Annotated in this window: 12 protein-coding genes; 2 read left to right on the top strand and 10 right to left on the bottom strand. The window is 72.0% G+C overall.

Annotation, left to right across the window (positions count from 1 at the left end):
- Nucleotides 1-69: 69 nt before the first annotated feature.
- The 4 genes from D6B71_RS00350 to D6B71_RS00335 all read right to left on the bottom strand — a co-directional run bounded on the left by D6B71_RS00350 (nucleotide 70) and on the right by D6B71_RS00335 (nucleotide 3,938).
- A complete protein-coding gene (locus D6B71_RS00350) occupies nucleotides 70-882 on the bottom strand; it encodes an ABC transporter permease (protein ID WP_121250914.1) in 813 nt (270 codons plus the stop codon).
- On the bottom strand, nucleotides 882-1,727 hold the full coding sequence (locus D6B71_RS00345) for an ABC transporter permease (RefSeq protein WP_121250912.1): 846 nt from the start codon (nucleotides 1,725-1,727) through the stop codon (nucleotides 882-884). Before D6B71_RS00345 ends, D6B71_RS00350 begins: the two co-directional genes overlap by 1 nt.
- Nucleotides 1,727-2,686 carry an ABC transporter ATP-binding protein gene (locus tag D6B71_RS00340; protein WP_206051488.1) on the bottom strand — a complete coding sequence of 320 codons (960 nt, stop codon included), beginning with the start codon at nucleotides 2,684-2,686 and terminating at the stop codon, nucleotides 1,727-1,729. Before D6B71_RS00340 ends, D6B71_RS00345 begins: the two co-directional genes overlap by 1 nt.
- A 73-nt stretch (nucleotides 2,687-2,759) precedes the next feature.
- Entirely contained in the window at nucleotides 2,760-3,938 is a 1,179-nt protein-coding gene (locus D6B71_RS00335; RefSeq protein ID WP_206051487.1) for a SpoIIE family protein phosphatase, read from the bottom strand.
- A gap of 64 nt (nucleotides 3,939-4,002) precedes the next feature.
- On the opposite strand from D6B71_RS00335, the gene D6B71_RS00330 reads away from it, so the two are divergent.
- A complete protein-coding gene (locus D6B71_RS00330) occupies nucleotides 4,003-8,673 on the top strand; it encodes an ATP-dependent helicase (RefSeq protein WP_121250908.1) in 4,671 nt (1,556 codons plus the stop codon).
- Nucleotides 8,666-9,475: a DNA-formamidopyrimidine glycosylase family protein gene (locus D6B71_RS00325; RefSeq protein WP_121250906.1), complete on the top strand. Its 810-nt coding sequence runs from the start codon at nucleotides 8,666-8,668 to the stop codon at nucleotides 9,473-9,475. Before D6B71_RS00330 ends, D6B71_RS00325 begins: the two co-directional genes overlap by 8 nt.
- 149 nt (nucleotides 9,476-9,624) lie before the next feature.
- Here D6B71_RS00325 and D6B71_RS00320 read toward each other — a convergent pair whose 3' ends face one another.
- The 6 genes from D6B71_RS00320 to D6B71_RS00295 all read right to left on the bottom strand — a co-directional run bounded on the left by D6B71_RS00320 (nucleotide 9,625) and on the right by D6B71_RS00295 (nucleotide 18,365).
- Nucleotides 9,625-9,945, bottom strand: coding sequence for a helix-turn-helix domain-containing protein (locus D6B71_RS00320; protein WP_121250904.1), 321 nt, complete (start codon nucleotides 9,943-9,945; stop codon nucleotides 9,625-9,627).
- Between the two features lie 39 nt (nucleotides 9,946-9,984).
- Complete coding sequence (locus tag D6B71_RS00315; RefSeq protein WP_121250902.1) at nucleotides 9,985-10,473, bottom strand: CinA family protein; 489 nt, start codon at nucleotides 10,471-10,473, stop codon at nucleotides 9,985-9,987.
- Between the two features lie 91 nt (nucleotides 10,474-10,564).
- Entirely contained in the window at nucleotides 10,565-13,459 is a 2,895-nt protein-coding gene (locus D6B71_RS00310; RefSeq protein ID WP_121250900.1) for an ExeM/NucH family extracellular endonuclease, read from the bottom strand.
- Nucleotides 13,460-13,632: 173 nt separating this feature from the next.
- Nucleotides 13,633-15,918, bottom strand: a complete 2,286-nt coding sequence (locus D6B71_RS00305) for a bifunctional metallophosphatase/5'-nucleotidase (RefSeq protein WP_121250898.1) — start codon at nucleotides 15,916-15,918, stop codon at nucleotides 13,633-13,635.
- A gap of 333 nt (nucleotides 15,919-16,251) precedes the next feature.
- The gene (pgsA, locus tag D6B71_RS00300; RefSeq protein ID WP_121250896.1) at nucleotides 16,252-16,875 is read right to left on the bottom strand and encodes a CDP-diacylglycerol--glycerol-3-phosphate 3-phosphatidyltransferase; all 624 of its coding nucleotides are present in this window, start codon (nucleotides 16,873-16,875) and stop codon (nucleotides 16,252-16,254) included.
- Nucleotides 16,872-18,365, bottom strand: a complete 1,494-nt coding sequence (locus D6B71_RS00295) for a MiaB/RimO family radical SAM methylthiotransferase (protein WP_206051522.1) — start codon at nucleotides 18,363-18,365, stop codon at nucleotides 16,872-16,874. The genes pgsA and D6B71_RS00295 overlap by 4 nt, the downstream gene beginning before the upstream one ends.
- Nucleotides 18,366-18,540 lie beyond the last annotated feature (175 nt).

Below are 18,540 nucleotides of genomic sequence, written 5' to 3'. Positions count from 1 at the left end.
TCGGACGCGGCGCGCGCCGCCGCCAGGACTGCCAGCCGCCGTCGAGGTCCCGCCAGATCCGGTGCCCGGTCAGGTCAGCAGCAGCGTGGAGAGCCGCCGCCGGACGACGAGCAGCCCGATCAGGCCCATCACCAGGAGGTAGACCACCGAGATCGCCGAGGACCAGCTCAGGGCACCGGTCGTCAGCTCACGGCAGAGCACCACGCCCCGGTAGAGAGGCGTCACCTCGACGACCCACCGAGCCCAGGAGTCCAGGGCGGTGATCGGGAAGAACGTGGCCGAGAACAAGAACAGCGGCAACTGCACCAGCGTCACCTTCTCGAAGTCCTGCCAGGACGTCATGAACGTCGTCAGCGCCATGCCGATCGCGCTGAACGCGAACCCGATCAGCAGCGCCGCCGGCAGGGCCAGCACCGCCCACCATGAGTGCACCATGCCCATCGCCACCATCACGACCAAGAACATGGCGGAGTAGCTGCCGCCCCGCAGCTGGGCCCAGGCGATCTCGCCCCGGGCCACGTCGCCGGTGCCCAGCGGGGTGGCGAGCATCTGGTCGTAGAGCTTGTCGTACTTGAGCTTGTGGAAGACGTTGAACGTGGCGTCGAGGATCGCCCCGTTCATCGCCGACGCCGCGAGCATCCCGGGCGCCACGAACTCGGCGTAGGGGATCTGCTGGCCGTTGAACTCGAAGGTGTCGATCAGCTGCCCGACCCCGATGCCGATCGAGAGCAGGTAGAAGAACGGCTCGAGGAACCCGGTGAGATAGAGCTTCCAGGCCTGGCGGTAGGTCAGATAGCTGCGGTGCACGAGCAGCGCCATCGCCCCCCAGGGGGTCAGCGGACGCGGCCGGGCCTCGCCCGCCCCGACGGAACCGACGCTCATCAGCTCACCATCCGCCGTTGCAGGCCGGTCACCGACCAGCGCCAGCCCACCAGCGCCAACAGCACCAGCACCGCGACGTTGACGCCGGCCAGCCACCAGGTGACGTGGTCGAGGGCGAACATGCGCGACAGGTTCACGCCATGCCACAACGGTGTCAGCCGGGCCGCCCAGGCGCCGGCCTCGCCGAGGTTGGTGACGGGGAAGAACGCCCCGGAGAACAAGAAGAGCGGGAAGACGCCCAGCCGGAAGAGCACCCCGAACCCCTCCTCGTTGCGCAGCCGGGCACTGAAGCCGTAGACCAGCGTTGCGAACGTCACCCCGACCAGCACCTGCGAGAGCACGGCGAGCGGCGGCCCCCACCAGCTCTCGAACACCCCGAACGGGGCGAGCACCAGGGTGAAGACCGTGCAGGTGACGACGAGCCGGGCGGTCACGAACAGCAGGTGCGCGGCGACCACCTGTGGCACCTGAAGCGGGGTGGCGAGCATCGACTCGTAGACCCGCTGCCACTTGATCATGCCCATCACCGGATAGGTCGTCTCGCTCACCGCGGTCTGCATGGCGTGAGCGGCGATCAGGCCGGGCACCACGAAGGCCAGGTAGGACGTCGCGCCCTCGAGCCGGTCGGGATCGCCCTCGACGAAGCCGCCGAGCACGACGCCCATCGCCACGACGTAGAGCAGCGGTGAGAGGAACGAGGAGACCACCGAGCCGCGCCAGGTGCGCTTGGTGACCGTGGCCCAGTAGGGGATCTGGCGACGGACACCGTCGACGAACGTCAGGGCCTCGCCGGGCGTGGCCCCGGAGCTGGTGTCCAGCGCAGGCCTGGTGGGCTGCGGCTCCATCAGTCGACCAGCGTCCGCCCGGTGAGGCGCAGGAAGACGTCTTCGAGCGTCGATCGGCGGACCAGGGTGGCCACCGGACGCAGGCCGCGCTCGTGCACCTTGGCGACGACCTCTTCACCGTCGGCGCTGTAGACCAGGAGACGGTCGGGCAGGGCCTCGACGCGGTCGCCGAGGTCGGCGACCTTCTCGGCCAGCACGTCGTGACCGGTGCCCTCTTCGGCGAGCCCGAACCGCAGCTCGGCCACCTCGCGGGTCGAGTGTCGCCGGATGAGGTCGAGCGGCGACCCTTCGGCGACGATCAGGCCCTTGTCCATCACCACGAGGCGGTCGCAGAGCTGCTCGGCCTCGTCCATGTAGTGGGTGGTGAGCACGAGGGTGACCCCGGCCTGCTTGAGCCGGAAGAGGCGGTCCCACAGGACGTGCCGTGCCTGCGGGTCGAGCCCGGTGGTGGGCTCGTCGAGCAGCAGCAGGTCGGGCCGGTTGACCAGGGAGCGGGCGATGGTCAACCGCCGCTTCATGCCACCGGAGAGGTTCTCGACCCTGGCGCCCGCCTTGTCGGTGAGCTGGACGAAGTCGAGCAGCTCGTCGGCTCGCTGCTCGGCCTCACGCCTGGCGGTGCCGAAGTAGCGGCCGTAGATGACCAGGTTGTCGCGGACGTTCAGCTCGGAGTCGAGCGTGTCCTCCTGGGGGCACACCCCCAGCCGGGCCCGGATGGCCGGACCCTCGGTGGCCGGATCGCGACCCAGGATGCGCAGCGTGCCCCCGGTGACCGGCGAGACCGCGGCGACCATGCGCATCGTCGAGGACTTGCCGGCGCCGTTGGGGCCGAGGAAGCCGAACGCCTCGCCGCGGCGCACCTCGACGTCGATGCCCTTGACCGCCTCGAACGGGCCGAAGGACTTGCGCAGGCCACGGGCGAGGATCATCGACTCGGCGCTCGTCGCGGTCTCGGGCGTCATGACCCCGGAGCCTACGACCGGCCACCGACACGCGATCTCAGGGTCTGGCAGGCAGTGGTGGACCGGCCTCCACTCAGTCACGGCGGCGCACCACGACGACGGTCAGGTCGTCCTCGACGCGGGAGCCGGTGAGCGTCACCACCTCGTCGACGAGCTCCGCGGCGCTGCCGGAGCGGGAGTACAGCCCCGCCAGGACGTGCCACCCCTCGCGGGGATCCTCGAACGCGTCGAGGAACCCGTCGCTGACGACCACCAACGCCTCGCCGGGGGCCAGCACGACCTCCTCGGCATGCCACTCGCCCTCCCCCAGCACACCGAGGGGAAGGTCGTCGCTGACCAGGGTCCGGAACGTCCGTCCCGGGCCGAGGACGGCGGCCAGGCCGTGGCCGGCGTCGACATAGCGGACCGTGCCGGAGACGGGGTCGAACCGCGCGGTGAAGGCCGTGACGAAGGTCGAGGTCTGCTCGAGGTCGGGAGCCAACGACCTGCCCGAACGGTTCACGGCCTCCGGCAGCTCGTTGTAGAGCGATGCCCCCCGAAGCACCGCCCGGACCGTGGCCGCGATGATCGCGGCACCCACGCCCTTGCCCATGACGTCGGCGACCACGACCTGGACCGCACCGTCGCCGAGCAGGAACCAGTCGTAGAAGTCGCCGCCGACGTGGCGTGCCGGCAAGCAGCGGCCGGCGACGTCGTAGGCGTCGCTGTCCGGAGGACGGCTCGGGAGCAGCGAGCGTTGGGCGGCGGATGCCTGCGCCAGGTCGTCGTCGTGGCTGAGTTCCTTCTCGACCCAGTCGGCCAGGTCACGCAGCATCGACAGCTCGGCATCGCTGATCTCGCGCGGCTCGTGGGAGACCAGGCACAGCGCTCCGATCCGCTCGCCACCGGGCGCGGCGAGCGGCTGCCCGGCGTAGAACCGGATGCCCTCGTCGCCCGCGACGCGGGGGTTGTCGGCGAACCGGGGGTCGAGCCGGGCATCGCTGACAACGACGGGGCCCGAGCCGCGGATGGTGTGGTCGCAGAACGCCTCCGCCCGCGGGATGCTCCCCTCGATCCCGACGCCCGCCTTGGTCACCTGGCTGTCCGCGCCGATCAGGTTCACGGCGACCATCGGGACTCCGAAGATCTTCTGCGCCAGGCGCACCACCCGGTCGAACCGCTCGTCGGACGTGCCGCTCGCGGCCTCGAGCAGCTCGAGCTCGTCGAGGGCCGCCAACCGCTGCCTCTCGCTCGACTCCTCGGCCAGTGTCACGCTTCCGACAGTAGCGGGCACTCGTGCCGGTGCCGGTGTCGGTGGCATCGGCAAGGATGGTGGCGTGCCACCCTCGACCACCTCCGCGCCCGGCGAGGACCCGCTGACAGCGTTCAGTGAGCCGACCCGCACCTGGTTCGCGGCCGCCTTCGCGGCGCCCACGCCGGCCCAGGTGGGGGCCTGGCGTGCCATCGGTGCCGGCCGGCACGCGCTCGTGGTCGCGCCGACCGGGTCGGGCAAGACCCTCTCGGCGTTCCTGTGGTCACTGGACCGGCTGATGTCCGTCCCGCGCCCGGCCGAACGCACCCACCGGTGCCGGGTGCTCTACGTCTCTCCCCTCAAGGCGCTCGCGGTCGACGTCGAGCGCAACCTCCGGGCGCCACTGACCGGCATCCGACACACCGGAGAGCGACTCGGCATCGACGTGGCCCAGGTCAGCGTCGGTCTGCGTTCGGGTGACACCCCGGCCGCCGAGCGTCGGCGCCTGGTGACCAACCCGCCCGACATCATGATCACCACGCCCGAGTCGTTGTTCTTGATGCTCACCTCGCAGGCGCGCGAGGCGCTGCACGGGGTCGAGACCGTCATCCTCGACGAGGTCCACGCTGTCGCGGGCACCAAGCGCGGCGCCCACCTGGCGCTCAGCCTCGAACGACTCGACGCGCTGCTCGACCGACCGGCCCAGCGCATCGGACTCTCCGCGACCGTGCGCCCCCTCGACGAGGTCGCCCGCTTCCTGGGCGGGGCCGCGCCGGTCGAGATCGTCGCCCCACCCGCGGCCAAGGAGTGGGACCTGCGGGTCGTCGTCCCGGTCGAGGACATGACCGCGCCCGGTGGCTACGACGATGGCTCCGGCGGCGAGGACGACGCCGGTGACCCGCAGCGCGCGTCGTCGTTGTGGCCGCACGTCGAGGAGCGGGTGGCCGACCTGATCGGCGAGCACCGCTCGACCATCGTCTTCGCCAACTCCCGGCGCCTGGCCGAGCGGCTCACCGCCCGCCTGAACGAGATCGCCGCCGACCGGTCGGGCCTCGGCGGCGAGGCAGCCGACGCGCTCGACGTTGCCGCCGGCCGGGTGCCGGCCCAGGTGATGGCGCAGTCCGGGCAGACCCAAGGCGTCTCGCCGGTCATCGCGAAGGCCCACCACGGCTCGGTGTCGAAGGAGCAGCGCGCGCTCATCGAGGACGACCTCAAGCGCGGCCGCCTGCCGGCCGTGGTCGCCACCAGCAGCCTCGAGCTCGGCATCGACATGGGCGCGGTCGACCTGGTCGTCCAGATCGAGTCGCCGCCCTCGGTCGCCAGCGCACTGCAGCGGGTGGGCCGCGCGGGCCATCAGGTCGGTGAGGTCTCCCGCGGGGTGCTCTTCCCCAAGCACCGCGGTGACCTGGCCCAGACCGCGGTGGCGGTGGAGCGGATGCGCAGCGGCGCGATCGAGTCGCTGCGGGTGCCGACGAACCCCCTCGACGTTCTCGCCCAACAGGTGGTGGCGGCGACCGCGATGGAGGCGTGGTCCGTCGACGAGCTCTACGCCCTGGTGCGCCGCAGCGCACCGTTCACCGCGCTGCCGCGCTCGGCCTACGACGCCGTGCTCGACCTGCTCAGCGGACGCTACCCCTCCGACGAGTTCGCCGAGCTTCGCCCACGCATCGTGTGGGACCGCGTCACCGGCTCGGTGACCGCCCGGCCGGGTGCCCAGCGACTCGCGGTCACCAGCGGCGGCACCATTCCCGACCGCGGCCTGTTCGGGGTGTTCCTGGTCGGCGGCGAGGGTCCCGGGCGCCGCGTCGGGGAGCTCGACGAGGAGATGGTCTACGAGTCCCGGGTCGGCGACATCTTCGCGCTCGGTGCGACCAGCTGGCGGATCGAGGACATCACCCACGACCGGGTGCTGGTCACCCCCGCCCCCGGCGTCCCCGGTCGGCTCCCGTTCTGGAAGGGCGACGCACCCGGGCGCCCGGCAGAGCTGGGCGCGGCCATCGGAGCCTTCACCCGTGAGTTGGGCGGGCTGCCGCGCGAGCGGGCCGAGGCCCAGGCCCGTGAGCGCGGGCTGGACGCCTGGGCGGCCGGCAACCTGGTGGCCTACCTCGACGAACAGGCCGAGGCGACCGGCGTGCTCCCGAGCGACACCACGCTGGTCGTCGAGCGGTTCCGCGACGAGCTCGGCGACTGGCGATTGGTGCTCCACTCCCCCTACGGCATCCCCGTGCACGCGCCGTGGGCGCTGGCGATCAACGCCCGGCTGCGGGAGCGCTACGGCGTCGACGGCCAGGCGATGGCCTCCGACGACGGCATCGTGATCCGCATCCCCGACACCGAGGCCGAGCCGCCGGCAGGTGACCTCGTGGTGTTCGAGGCCGACGAGGTCGACGACCTGGTCACCCAGGAGGTCGGCGGTTCGGCGCTGTTCGCCTCTCGGTTCCGCGAGTGCGCCGCCCGCGCGCTCCTGCTCCCCCGGCGTGACCCCGGCCGGCGCTCCCCGCTGTGGCAGCAGCGCCAGCGTGCGGCGGCCCTGCTCGAGGTCGCGTCGAAGTACCCGTCCTTCCCGATCGTCCTCGAGGCGGTGCGCGAGTGCCTCCAGGACGTCTACGACCTGCCGGCGCTGGTGGCGCTGATGCGCCGGGTCGACCGGCGGGAGGTCTCCGTGGTCGACGTCTCGACGCCGGCACCCTCGCCGTTCGCGCGCAGTCTGCTGTTCGGCTACGTCGCCCAGTTCATGTACGAAGGCGACTCCCCCATCGCCGAGCGGCGAGCGGCGGCGCTCTCGCTCGACCAAGGCCTGCTCGCCGAGCTGCTCGGCCGAGCCGAGCTGCGCGAGCTGCTGGACCCCGACGTGCTGGCCGAGGTCGAGGCCGAGCTGCAGCGGTTGGCCACCGACCGGCGCGCCCGCGACGCCGAGGGGGTGATCGACCTGCTGCGGCTGCTCGGACCGTTGAGCACGGTCGAGGTCGAGCGGCGCTGCGTGCCCGAGGCAGAGCCCCTGACGTGGCTGACCGAGCTGGCCCGCGACCGGCGAGTCGTCGAGATCCGGATGGCAGACGACGAGCGCTGGGCGGTCGTCGAGGACGCCGGCCGGCTGCGCGACGGACTGGGCGTGCCGGTGCCCCCGGGCACCCCCGACGCGTTCGCCGAGCCGGTCGAGGACCCCCTCGGCGACCTGGTCTCCCGTTATGCACGCACCCACGGCCCGTTCACCGTCGAACAGGTCGCCTCCAGGCTGGGCCTGGGCGCAGCAGTCGTCCGCCACACCTTGCAGCGGCTGGCGGGCCAGGGCCGGGTCCTCGACGGCGAGTTCCGTCCCTCCGGCAGCGGCACGGAGTGGTGCGACGCCGAGGTGCTGCGCCGGCTGCGCCGGCGCTCGTTGGCCAAGCTGCGCAAGGAGGTCGAGCCGGTCGACCCCTCGGCTCTGGGGCGGTTTCTGCCGGTCTGGCAACACGTCTTCGTCCCACCGGGCGCGACGACCGGCACAGACGCCCGCCCGGGCCGGCCGCGCGGCGGACTGCGCGGCGTCGATGGCGTGCTCAGCGTGCTCGACCAGCTCGCCGGCAGCCCGGTCCCGGCCTCGGCCCTCGAGGCGCTGGTGCTCGCCGCTCGGGTCCGTGACTACCTGCCCTCCTATCTCGACGAGCTGACCACCGCGGGTGAAGTGCTCTGGGCCGGCCACGGCCCGCTGCCCGGCAACGACGGGTGGGTCTCACTCCACCTCGCCGACTCGGCCGAGCTCACCCTCCCCGAGCCCTCGCCCCTGCCCCACTCCGAGCTCGCCCAGCGGGTCCTCGACGCCCTCGCGCCCGGCGGCGCCTGGTTCTTCCGGCAGCTCGCCGAGGCGGTGGGCGAGGACGGCGCCGTCACCGATGCCGAGCTGTCGGCGGTGCTGTGGGAGCTGGTGTGGTCGGGTCGGATCAGCAACGACACGCTCGCTCCGCTGCGGGCGCTGAGCCGCACCGGTGGCACCCACCGCCCCCGACGACCGCCGCCGCGAGTCCGGATGTCGTCGACCACCGGTGGCCGAGCCCGTCTGCCGGCGCGCACCGGGCCGCCCGAGACCGCCGGTCGCTGGTCGCTGCTGCCCGAGGTCGACCCCGACGCCACCCGACGGGCCCACGCCGCGGCCGAGCGGCTGCTCGACCGGCACGGGGTGGTCACCCGCGGGGCCGTGGTCGCCGAGCGCGTTCCCGGGGGCTTCGCCGGTGTCTACAAGGTGCTCTCGGCCTTCGAGGAGTCCGGGCGCTGCCGCCGCGGCTACTTCGTCGGGGGCCTGGGCGCCGCCCAGTTCGGCACCGCCGGATCGGTCGACCGACTGCGCACCTTCGCCGAGGTGCCGGCCACCGGCCACGAGCCGGCGGCGGTGGCGCTCGCGGCCACCGACCCCGCCAACCCCTACGGTGCCGCCCTGCCCTGGCCGTCGTCAGGCGCGGACGACGCCGAGCGCAGCGGACACCGCCCCGGGCGCAAGGCAGGGGCCCTGGTGGTGCTGGTGGACGGCGCCCTGGTCCTCTACGTCGAGCGCGGCGGGCGGACCCTGCTCACCTGGTCCGAGGAGCCAGGCGAGCTCCGAGCGGCCACGACGGCGCTGGCCGACGCCGCTCACCGAGGAGCTCTGGGGCAGCTCACCGTCGAGCGAGCCGACGGTGAACAGCTGCTCGGTGCCGGGTCGACGCCGTTGCGCACCGCGCTGCAGGAGGCCGGCTTCCTGGCCACCCCCCGTGGTCTGCGGCTGAGGACGCGCAGTGCCTGAGGGCGACACCGTCTTCCGCGCGGCGCGGCTGCTCGACAGGTCGCTGGCCGGCGCCACCCTCCTGCGCTCGGACTTCCGAGTGCCGCAACTCGCCACGACCGACCTGGCCGGCGCCGAGGTGCTCGGCACGGCGAGCCGCGGCAAGCACCTGTTGACGAGACTCCGCACCGATGACGGCACGCTCCTGACCGTGCACACCCATCTGAAGATGGAGGGCAGCTGGCGGGTCTTCCCCCGGGGCCGCCGCTGGAGCCGGCCGGCGCACCAGGCCCGGCTGGTCCTCGAGACGGAGCGGGCGGTCGCGGTCGGCTTCTCACTGGGGGTCGTGGAACTGCTGCCCACCGCCGACGAGGAGACGGTGGTCGGACATCTGGGCCCCGATCTTCTCGGCCCCGGCTGGGACGAGACCGAGGCGCTGAGGCGACTGCGCGCCCAGCCCGACCGGGCGATCAAGGAGGCGCTGCTCGACCAGACGTTGCTGGCCGGCATCGGCAACATGTACGCCGCCGAGCTCTGCTTCGTCGCCGGGGTGCACCCCGACACCGCGGTCGCGAACGTGCCCGACCTGACCCGGATGATCCGTCGGGCCAAGCAGATGCTGGAGCTGAACGCGCAGCGCGCCATCCAGTCGACGACCGGCGACCTGCGCGAACGGGAGCGCATGTGGGTCTACCGGCGCGACCGGTCACCGTGCCGGCGCTGCGGCACGCCGATCGCGGTCACGATGAGCGGCGCCGCCGGCCGCGAGCGGGCGGCGTACTGGTGCCCGGTGTGTCAGCCGGTGTGTCAGCCCGTGCACTGACCCAGCGGCTGGTCAGTGCACGGGCTCGACGACACACCGTGCGGAGGAACTCGGGACCCCCGCCAGGCTGCGCGTCGCCTTGTCAACGACGGTACGCCTCCGCCGGTGAGGGCCGAGGCGGAACGCCGGAAGTCGGCCTGGATCGCAGGTCAGGCCGCGGAGGCGACGACGTCGCCCGCGGAGGTGTGGGTGCCGACCGTGAGCGGCGCCGCACCGGCGAGCGTCAGCAGCGCGGCCTCCTCGAGGGCGACCGCGTCGGAGACCTCGCGCAGCACCTCGGAGAGTGGCAGATCGAGCGCCGAGCAGAGCGAGGCGAGCAACTCCGAGGATGCCTCCTTCTGCCCGCGCTCGATCTCGGAGATGTAGCCGAGGCTGACCCGCGCCTCGGCCGAGACCTCGCGCAGCGTCATGCCGCGCTGCATCCGGTGCGCGCGGAGCACGTCGCCCAGCAGCCGACGGAACAGCACCATGCGGGTCTCCTCCCGGTCGGGGTCCGTGAGGCCCCAACGCTACCCGAGAGGCGTTTCTTCCCGGCGCAGGATCTCCTCCAACGCCTCGAACGCCGCGCGGCAGCTCCGCTCCTGGATCTCACCACGCTCCCCCTCGAGGTCCAGGGAGACGACCTCGAGCAGCCCGGGTCCCGCGAGGCCGACGAAGACGGTGCCGGGCTCCTTGCCCTCCTGCTCGGTCGGGCCCGCGACGCCGGTGGTGGCCAGGCCGTACGACGCGCCGGCCATCGCCTTGACCCCGGACGCCATCGCCTTGGCGCACTCGGGCGAGACCACGCCGTGCTCGTCGATGATGGCCTGGTCGACGTCGAGCATCGAGTGCTTGAGCTCCGTGGCGTAGGTGACCACGCCACCCAGGAACGTCTCAGACGCACCGGGCACATCGGTCAGGGCGACCGCGAGCCTCCCGCCGGTGAGGGACTCCGCGGTCGCGACGGTGTGGCCACCTGCCCGCAGCAGCAGGTGGACTCGGGTGAGCAGGTCGGCCATGGGGCAGATGGTAGGGCGCGACCCCGCAGCGGACGGAAGAGACCGACCCGCCCGGACGGGCTGTCCGGGCGGGTCGGTCTCAGACGGCAGGTCAGCGGCCGGGCCGCTTCAGCACCTCGATGGTCACCGAGGTCTCGCTGCCCTGGGTGTCCTCGTCTCCTGCGTAGGAGACGGTGACGGTCTTCGTCCCGGGCGTGGCGAACGGACGCAGCAGGGCGATCGTCCGTCCGCGCACCAGCGGGACGCGGTAGGTGCGGTCCTCGGTGGTGACCTCCACCCAACCCGTCGCGCGGCCGGACTCGGCGGTCACCTCGATCCGCAGGAGAACCGGGATCAGCTGGGCGAAGACCCGCTTGGGCACCGCGGTGACCTCGATCGAGGACGCCGGGCGCGTGTCGGCGAGGTCCAGTCCCACGATCACCGGGTCGTGGTCGGAGGAGCGGTAGGGGTCGGCGCGATGGAAGTCGGTGCCGTGGTAGTTCCAGCGGCTGTACTCCAGCGCCAGCGACTCACCCGCGTTGATGTTCCAGATGTCGGCGCCGGTGTAGAGCTCCATCGCCGCCGCGTTGGCCAGCACGTGGTCCAGCGAGCCGGACAGGCCAGAGAACGAGTAGCTGTGCTCGCCGTTGCCCGAGTGCAGGTCGACGTTGGTGTAGCCGGCCTCGTAGAGCACCTGGAGCGGGTCCTCGAGCGTGTAGGCGTTGAAGTCGCCCACGAGCAGCGTGGCCTCGACGCCCTCCTGCTCCTGGATGGTCGGCACCCAGTCGCGCAGCGCCTCGGCCTGGGCGATCCGGTCGGGGTTGGCGTTGCCCTGGCCGGTGCCGTCGTCGACACCGGAGCCCTTGGACTTGAAGTGGTTGACGACGACCAGGAACGGCTCGCTGTTCCCGTCGGCAGACTGGAACGTCTGCGCGATCGGCTCGCGGGCGTTGCCGAACGCCTGACCCTCGGCGCTGAGCGTGCCCAGGGCCCGGGCCTCGCCGACCCGGCGCACCGAGTCGGGCTGGTAGATGATCGCGTTCGTGATGACGTCGGTCAGCTCGGGCGCCGGCAGCTCGTCCGACGACGGGTTCGCGGCCCACTTCTCGTGGCCCGCGGCCGCGTTGAGCGCCGCCACGAGCGTGCGGGTGGCCTCGTCGGCCTCCTCGCCCAGCGCGGCCGAGTTCTCGATCTCCATCAGGCCGACCACGTCGGCGTCGAGGGTGTTGATCGCCGCGACGATCTTCTCCTGCTGGCGGGCGAGGTCCTGGGGGTCCCAGGCTCCCCGCAGGTCGCAGTCGTCACGCACGGTCACACCGTCGTCGTCGCCGTCGTAGTAGGCCACGCAGGTGCCGTCGGCGACGCCGTCGTCGTCGGCGTCCGCGACCGTGGTGAAGTAGTTGAGCACGTTGAACGACGCGACCGTCACGTCCGGGGTGCCCTCCGCGGTGAGGTGGGCCCGGTCCGGTGCGGCGGTGCGGGTGTTCTCGAACTCGACCGGCGAGGTCGCGTTCTCCGGGCCGACCACGGTGGCGGTCGGCTGGAACCGGTACGTCGGCGAGGTCGGCGAGCCGCCCTCGCTGAGGATCACCGGGGCGGTGAACGCCGCGGCGGCACCGACCCGGACCGGCTCGTCCTGGGACACGTACGCCGGCGTCAGGTCTGCGTTGAACAGGCACGGCACCGGGCGGGCGCCGCACGAGGTGTAGGACGAGGCGAGGAAGTTCGTCGAGGAAGCGTCGTCGAGCACGATCGCCCGCGCGGCGTTGTCGGCCACGACCGCGGCGATCGCATCGGCGTCCTGAGCGTCGGCGACCTCGGTCGGCTGGATCAGCGGACGGTCACCCACGGCCAGCCCTACCTCGCCGTACTGGTTGGTGCTGTAGGTGTTGCTCACGGTGAAGCGGCCCTGGGGGGCGAACAGCATCCCCTCGAGGCTCTCCTTCCCAGTGTCGCTGGCCGGCCACTCGGTGACCGCCGGCTGCACCGGCTCGGCCGGTGTGTCGAGAGCCACCACGTCGGACGCCGCGTCGACGGTCAGCTGGGTCAGCCCGGCGTACTCGCCGACGACGCCGGTCACCCGGACATGGTCGCCCGGCTCGGCACTGACGGCGCCGGCGCTGCGGCTGTGGTAGACGAAGACGGCCTCGGAGGCCTGGTGCGTGCCCAGGTCGAGCGGGCCACCGGTGCCGGGGGTCTGCAGGTAGAACCCGAACAGCCCACCGGAGGGGTAGGCCGCGGTCACCACTCCCTCGGTGACGACCTCGTCGCCCAGCACCGGGCTGGCTGCCCCGGTGCCCTGGATCTCCGCGATCGGCAGGCTGGCCGGCTCCTCGGGCTCCTCCGGGTCCTCCGGGTCCTCACCCTCGCCGGCCGGGGTCGGGTTGGGCGCCGCGAGCGAGAAGTCCGCGGAGTTGGTGTCGGTGTCCGCGCCGGCCGAGCGGTTGGCCGACTGTGCGGCGGTGGCGGCACTCGCGGGAGCGCCCTCGAAAGTGGTCGAAGACGAGGTGAACCCGACCATGTCGACCACACCCTCGGCCCCGGCGACGTCACCGGTCAGCGCGGTGCGTGCCGTCCCCTCGACGAGGAACACCTGGCCGCCCGCTGCCGCCATGCTGAACGTCGGCGAGGCGGTCGCGTCGGGGTCGGGCAGTGCGACTCCGTTGGCCCCGGTGGCACTCATCTGCACCAGGTAGTGCGAGCCGGGGGCGACCGTGCCGCTGAGCGCGAAGGGGCTGGCCCCGTGGTTGCCACCCGCGGAGCGGTACTGGAGGGACAGCCCGTCCAGGCTCAGCTGCTGGTCCGACGGGTTGTAGAGCTCGACGAAGTCGGCGTTGTACACGGCGCCGTTGTTCCCGCCGGCGCCGTAGACCTCGCTGATGACGAGGCCGGTGCCGGCGGGGTTGGCCTGGGCGGTGATCGGGGCCAGCGAGAGACCGGTGGCGGCGAGTGCGAGACCGGCGGCGCCGGCGAGCGCCCGGCGGGCGCTGAGAGGGGGCAGGGGCATGGGGAGCCTCTCCGAGTTGGGGGGGTGGGTCGCTCAGCGACCCTCCGAGAATGGAGCGGGGGTGCGGCCTGGGGATGTCCGGGAGACGAATCGACGTCGAGGGTCCGGCGACACCCGAGGAACCGGATGGCGGGTCCGCCGGCCGAAGCCGGCGAACCCGCCAGTGGGTGCTGCTACTTCTTGACGACCTTGACCGTCAGCTTCTTCACGTCGCGCGCGGTGAGCGCGTCACCGAGGTAGCGAACCGTGACGGTCTTCTTGCCGGCCTTCGCGAACGGCTTGAGCGTCACGGTCGCCTGGCCGTCGACGACCTTGGCGGTGTACGCACGGCCGCCGGCGCGGACCTTGACCTTGCCGCCGGCTTCGGTCGCGGACTTCACGGTCACCTTCAGCATCACCTTGGTCTGGCCCGCCACGACGCGCTTCGGGGAGCGCTTCACGGTGACGGTGGCCTCAGCCTTGGGGATGGCGATCGTGTCGATGCCGACCTTGACCTTCGTGCCAGTGTCGTCGCCCACCACGACCAGCGCGTCGGGGTCCCCGGCGTAGTCCGGCAGCGTGACGGAGACGCTGGCCGTTCCGTGCTCGTCGAACTCCTGGAATCCCGCACCGGGCACGATGGTGTTGTCGACCGGGAACGAGCCGAGCGACTGGCCCTTGAAGCGCACCTCGACCTCGTCGTCCTTGATATCCGCAGGAGCCGACATCGCGAGCGAGGACAGCTCGAAGGAGACCGAGTCACCGGGGCCGTAGGCCTCGGGAGCCTCGGCCGGGAAGGTGGCGCCGACGGCGCGCTGGCTGTAGTCGACGGTGAGCGGGTCCTCGCCGGCGAACTTGGCCATGTAGTCGACCATGGCGTTCAGGTCGATCTGCCCGCTGTCACGCCTAGCGGTTCCAGCCCCGAACGTGGTGAAGTTGTCCCCGGTACCGGTGGCCAGGAACGAGTTCACCGCGACGGTGTAGGACTCGGACTCCTCGACCGGCTTGCCGTCGAGCCAGATGCCGGTGACCTCCTTGGCGGTGGCGTCATAGGTGTACTCGAAGCCCTTCGAGGCACCGAGCCGCAGGAAGGGCCGCGACGACGCCTCGGGCTGCCACTGCTCCTCGAGCACAGACTCGATCTGGGCACCGGTCAGCGTCATCTCGACCAGGGTGTTGGCGAACGGCTGGACGCTGGCGGCCTGCTTGTAGGTCAGCGTGGTCGGGAAGGCCAGCGGCGTCGCGGGGTCGGTGTCCTGGACGCCCACCATGTCGGCACGCATGCCGCCGGGGTTCATGAACGCGATGTCGGCCCCGGTGGCCCAGCGCTGTGCCTCGGCGACCAGGTTGCCCAGCGTCGACTCGCCGCCCCGGTTCTCGGTCGAGCCGTCGGCGCGCTTGGCGCGGAAGAAGCCGCCGGCGATCTCACCGAGCGGCTCGGCGCCCAGGACCTCGGCCTCGGCCACGGCGGCGCTGACGATCTCGCCCACCTCGGCGTCGGCCGGGTAGGCCGGGGTCGGGGTGAGGTCGAGCAGCGCCGTCTCCACGCCGGTGACCCCGGTGTCGGGGTCGACGGTGAACGTCAGCTGGTTCAGGTTCATGCCGTACTGGCCGGCGGAGACCACCGGGCGCTCGGTGACCGCGCGGCCCGTCCAGCCGGCGACCGGGAACTTGCAGTCGTAGGCGAGGTGGGTGTGGCCGGAGACGATCGCGTCGACGTTGGCGTTGACGCCGGTCACGATGCTGCCGAAGCTGGACTCCGGGTCGTCGTCCATGGTCTCGCAGGTGGTGTTCGGTGCCCCCTCGTGCACCAGCATCACGACCAGGTCGACGCCGTCGGCCTTGAGCTTGTCGGCCTCGGTGTTGACCGCAGTGACGATGTCGGTCACCTCGATCTCCTCGATGCCGGTGCCCGAGACCAGTTGCGGCAGGTCCTCGGTCACGGCGCCGACGAAGCCGACCTCGACACCGTCGATGGTCTTGACGTACGTCGGGTCGAGGGCCGGGTTGCCGGAGTCCTTCATCTTGACGTTGGCCGCGAGGTACTCCCACTCCGCGCCGCCGTAGGGGTTGGTCTCAGCGTCGTAGGGGGCCAGCACCCGGTCGACGAGGTCGCGGTAGCCCTGGTCGAACTCGTGGTTGCCGGCGGCGGAGACCTCGAGTCCGGCGGCGTTGAGCGCGTCGATGGTGGGCTTGTCCTGAGCGATGAAGGACTCGAAGGTCGAGGCGCCGATGAGGTCACCGGCGGCCGCGAAGATCGTGTTGGGGTGCTCGCCGCGGATCTGGTCGACCGCGCCGGCCAGGACCGCGGCGCCGGCTTCGTTGCCGTTGGCCTGGATCCGCCCGTGGAAGTCGTTGATGCCGAGGATGTTGACCTCGACGGGATCAGCGGCCTGGGCCGGCGTGGTGGTGGCCATCAGGCCACCGGCTACGACTCCGATCACGGCGATCGGCGCGAGGCGCTTTCGAGCTAGGGACATGGATCAGCAACTCTCTACGGGCGAGGGATGGATAGCGCCGGAGGCACCGAGATCGGCCGAAGACGACGAAACGCGCGTCCGAAGACGCGCGTTTCAGGATCTGCGACTTGCACCAGGAAGCCTTCCGGTCAACAAGCGGTCCAGCCGGACCGTGCCTCACCATATGCCGGACTGTGGGGACCGAATCCATCGTTTCGGGTGAACGTGACGTAACAGAAGTTCTCCGTTCCCCGACCACACAGGTCAGCGTCCCGAGAGGCCAACGCGCAGGGGCGGCATCTGCCGAAACCGGCTGCTCCGTCTCGGCAGGAATCGACGTTGGCGGGTCGCCGGTCAGACGCCGGACGCAGGCTCGCGCAGGTGGTGCCGCTGGCGCCACACGCCGCGGAAGAACTCGAACCCTGACCAGAGGGTCAGCGCGACGGCGACCGCGAGGCAGGCCTGCGCGGCGTAGAAGACGACCTCGCCGGCGGTCTCGAGCGAGTCGGGCAGGTCGGCGTCGCGCAGCGGCAGGGCCAGGAAGCCCAGCGCGAGGGCCTGGAAGCTGGTCTTGAGCTTGCCCAGATCGGCGGCGGCGATGACCGCGCGCTTGAGGATCGAGAGCCGCAGCACCGTGACGCTCCACTCGCGGATCAGCACCACGATCGTCACCCACCACCAGACGTCGCCGACGATCGAGAGCCCGATCAGCGCCATGCCGGTGATCGCCTTGTCGGCGATCGGGTCGGCGATCTTGCCGAAGTCGGTGACCAGGTTGCGGGCCCGGGCGATGTCGCCGTCGATCTTGTCGGTGACCATCGCGACGACGAACAGGCCGCAGGCGACGGTGCGCCACAGCACCGAGTCGCCGCCGTCGACCAGCAGCGCCCAGCCGAAGAACGGGACCATCGCGATGCGCAGCGACGTGAGCACGTTGGGCAGGTTGAAGTTGCTCGGGCGTGCCTCGGGGCCGGTCATCGCAGCTCTCCCCCCGGGACCGTCGCGGCCGCCGTCCGGGCCAGCAGGTCCGCGCCGTCGGTGCCGACGACGGTCGCGCTCACGAGGTCGCCGACCCGCACCCACGCAAGCCGGTCGGAGCCGTCGGGGCCGTCGTCGGCGGTGAGGGTGGTGGTGCCGTCGACCTCCGGACCCTGGTGCGCGGCCCGCCCCTCGACCACACCGTCGACCACCGACTCGACCAGCACCTCGACGGTCTCGCCGATGCGCTCCTCGGCCCGCTGCGCGGTCAGCTCCTCGACCAGGCTCGACACGTGCTCGGTGCGGGCGCGAACCTCGTCGTCGTCCAGCTTGCCGTCGAAGGTCTCGGCCTCGGTGCCGTCCTCGTCGGAGTAGCCGAAGACCCCGGTGACGTCGAGCCGCGCGGCGACCAGGAAGTCGCACAGCGTCTGCAGATCCTCTTCGGTCTCGCCGGGGAAGCCGACGATCACGTTCGCCCGCACCCCGGCCGCCGGAGCCTGGGCCCGCACCTGGTCGAGGAGGCCCAGGAACGAGTCGGGGTCGCCGAATCGGCGCATCCTGCGGAGCACGGCCGCACTCGCGTGCTGGAAGGAGAGGTCGAAGTACGCCGCGACGCCGGGCGTGGTGGCGATCGCCTCGACCAGCCCGGGGCGGGTCTCGGCGGGCTGCAGGTAGGAGACCCGCACCCGCTCGACGCCGTCGACCGCCGCGAGCTCAGGCAGCAGCGTCTCGAGGAGCCGCAGATCGCCGAGGTCTTTGCCGTAGGAGGTGGAGTTCTCGCTCACCAGGAACAGCTCCTTGGCGCCGTGCTCGCCGAGCCACCGGGCCTCGGCCAGCACGTCCGAGGGGCGCCGACTCACGAACGACCCACGGAACCGCGGGATCGCGCAGAACGAGCAGCGCCGGTCGCAGCCGCTGGCCAGCTTCAGTGGCGCCATCGGGCCGCCGTCGAGGCGCCGCCGCACCGTGCGCGGCCCCGTCGCCGGACCACCACTGCCGACCGACGCCGCGTCGGCGCCGTGGCCGGGCATCGAGAGCGCCTGCGTGACGGCGCCGCGCTCGACCGGGCTGATCGGCAGCAGCTTGCGCCGGTCCTGCGGTGTGTGCGCCTGGTGGGTCTCCCCCGCGACCACCGCGCGCAGCCGCGCAGCGATCTGCGGGTAGTCGTCGAACCCGAGCACCGCATCGGCCTCGGGCAACGAGTCGGCCAGCTCGGCGCCGTAGCGCTCGGCGAGGCAGCCGACGGCCACCACCGCGCGTGCCCGGCCGCCGGGGGCGGCGGAGCCGTCCTTGAGCTGCGACGCCTCCAGCAGCATGTCGACCGAGTCCTTCTTCGCGGCCTCCACGAAACCGCAGGTGTTCACCACGACCGTCTCGGCGTCCTCGGGGTCGTCGACCAGCCGGAAGCCCTCGGCCTCCAGGCGGCCGGCGAGCTCCTCGGAGTCGACCTCGTTGCGAGCGCACCCGAGCGTCACGAACGCCACCGACAGCGGGGCGCCGGGGTCGTGCGGAGTGGACGGGTCGGCCTGGGGGCTGGGAGATGCGGAGGTGGTCGTCATGATCGCGGTCGAGTATGCCGTCTGGACGGCCGGGTGCCTGATTCGTGGGGTTCGGCCATGCGGGTGCGGTGACCGCCGTCACGCCGGACGGCGGTCACCGCAGCGC

It is taken from the genome of Nocardioides ferulae (assembly GCF_003660455.1).
GTDB lineage: Bacteria > Actinomycetota > Actinomycetes > Propionibacteriales > Nocardioidaceae > Nocardioides > Nocardioides ferulae.
The sequence above is the reverse complement of the archived record's forward strand: the minus strand, read 5'-3'. Positions and strand labels throughout refer to the sequence as shown.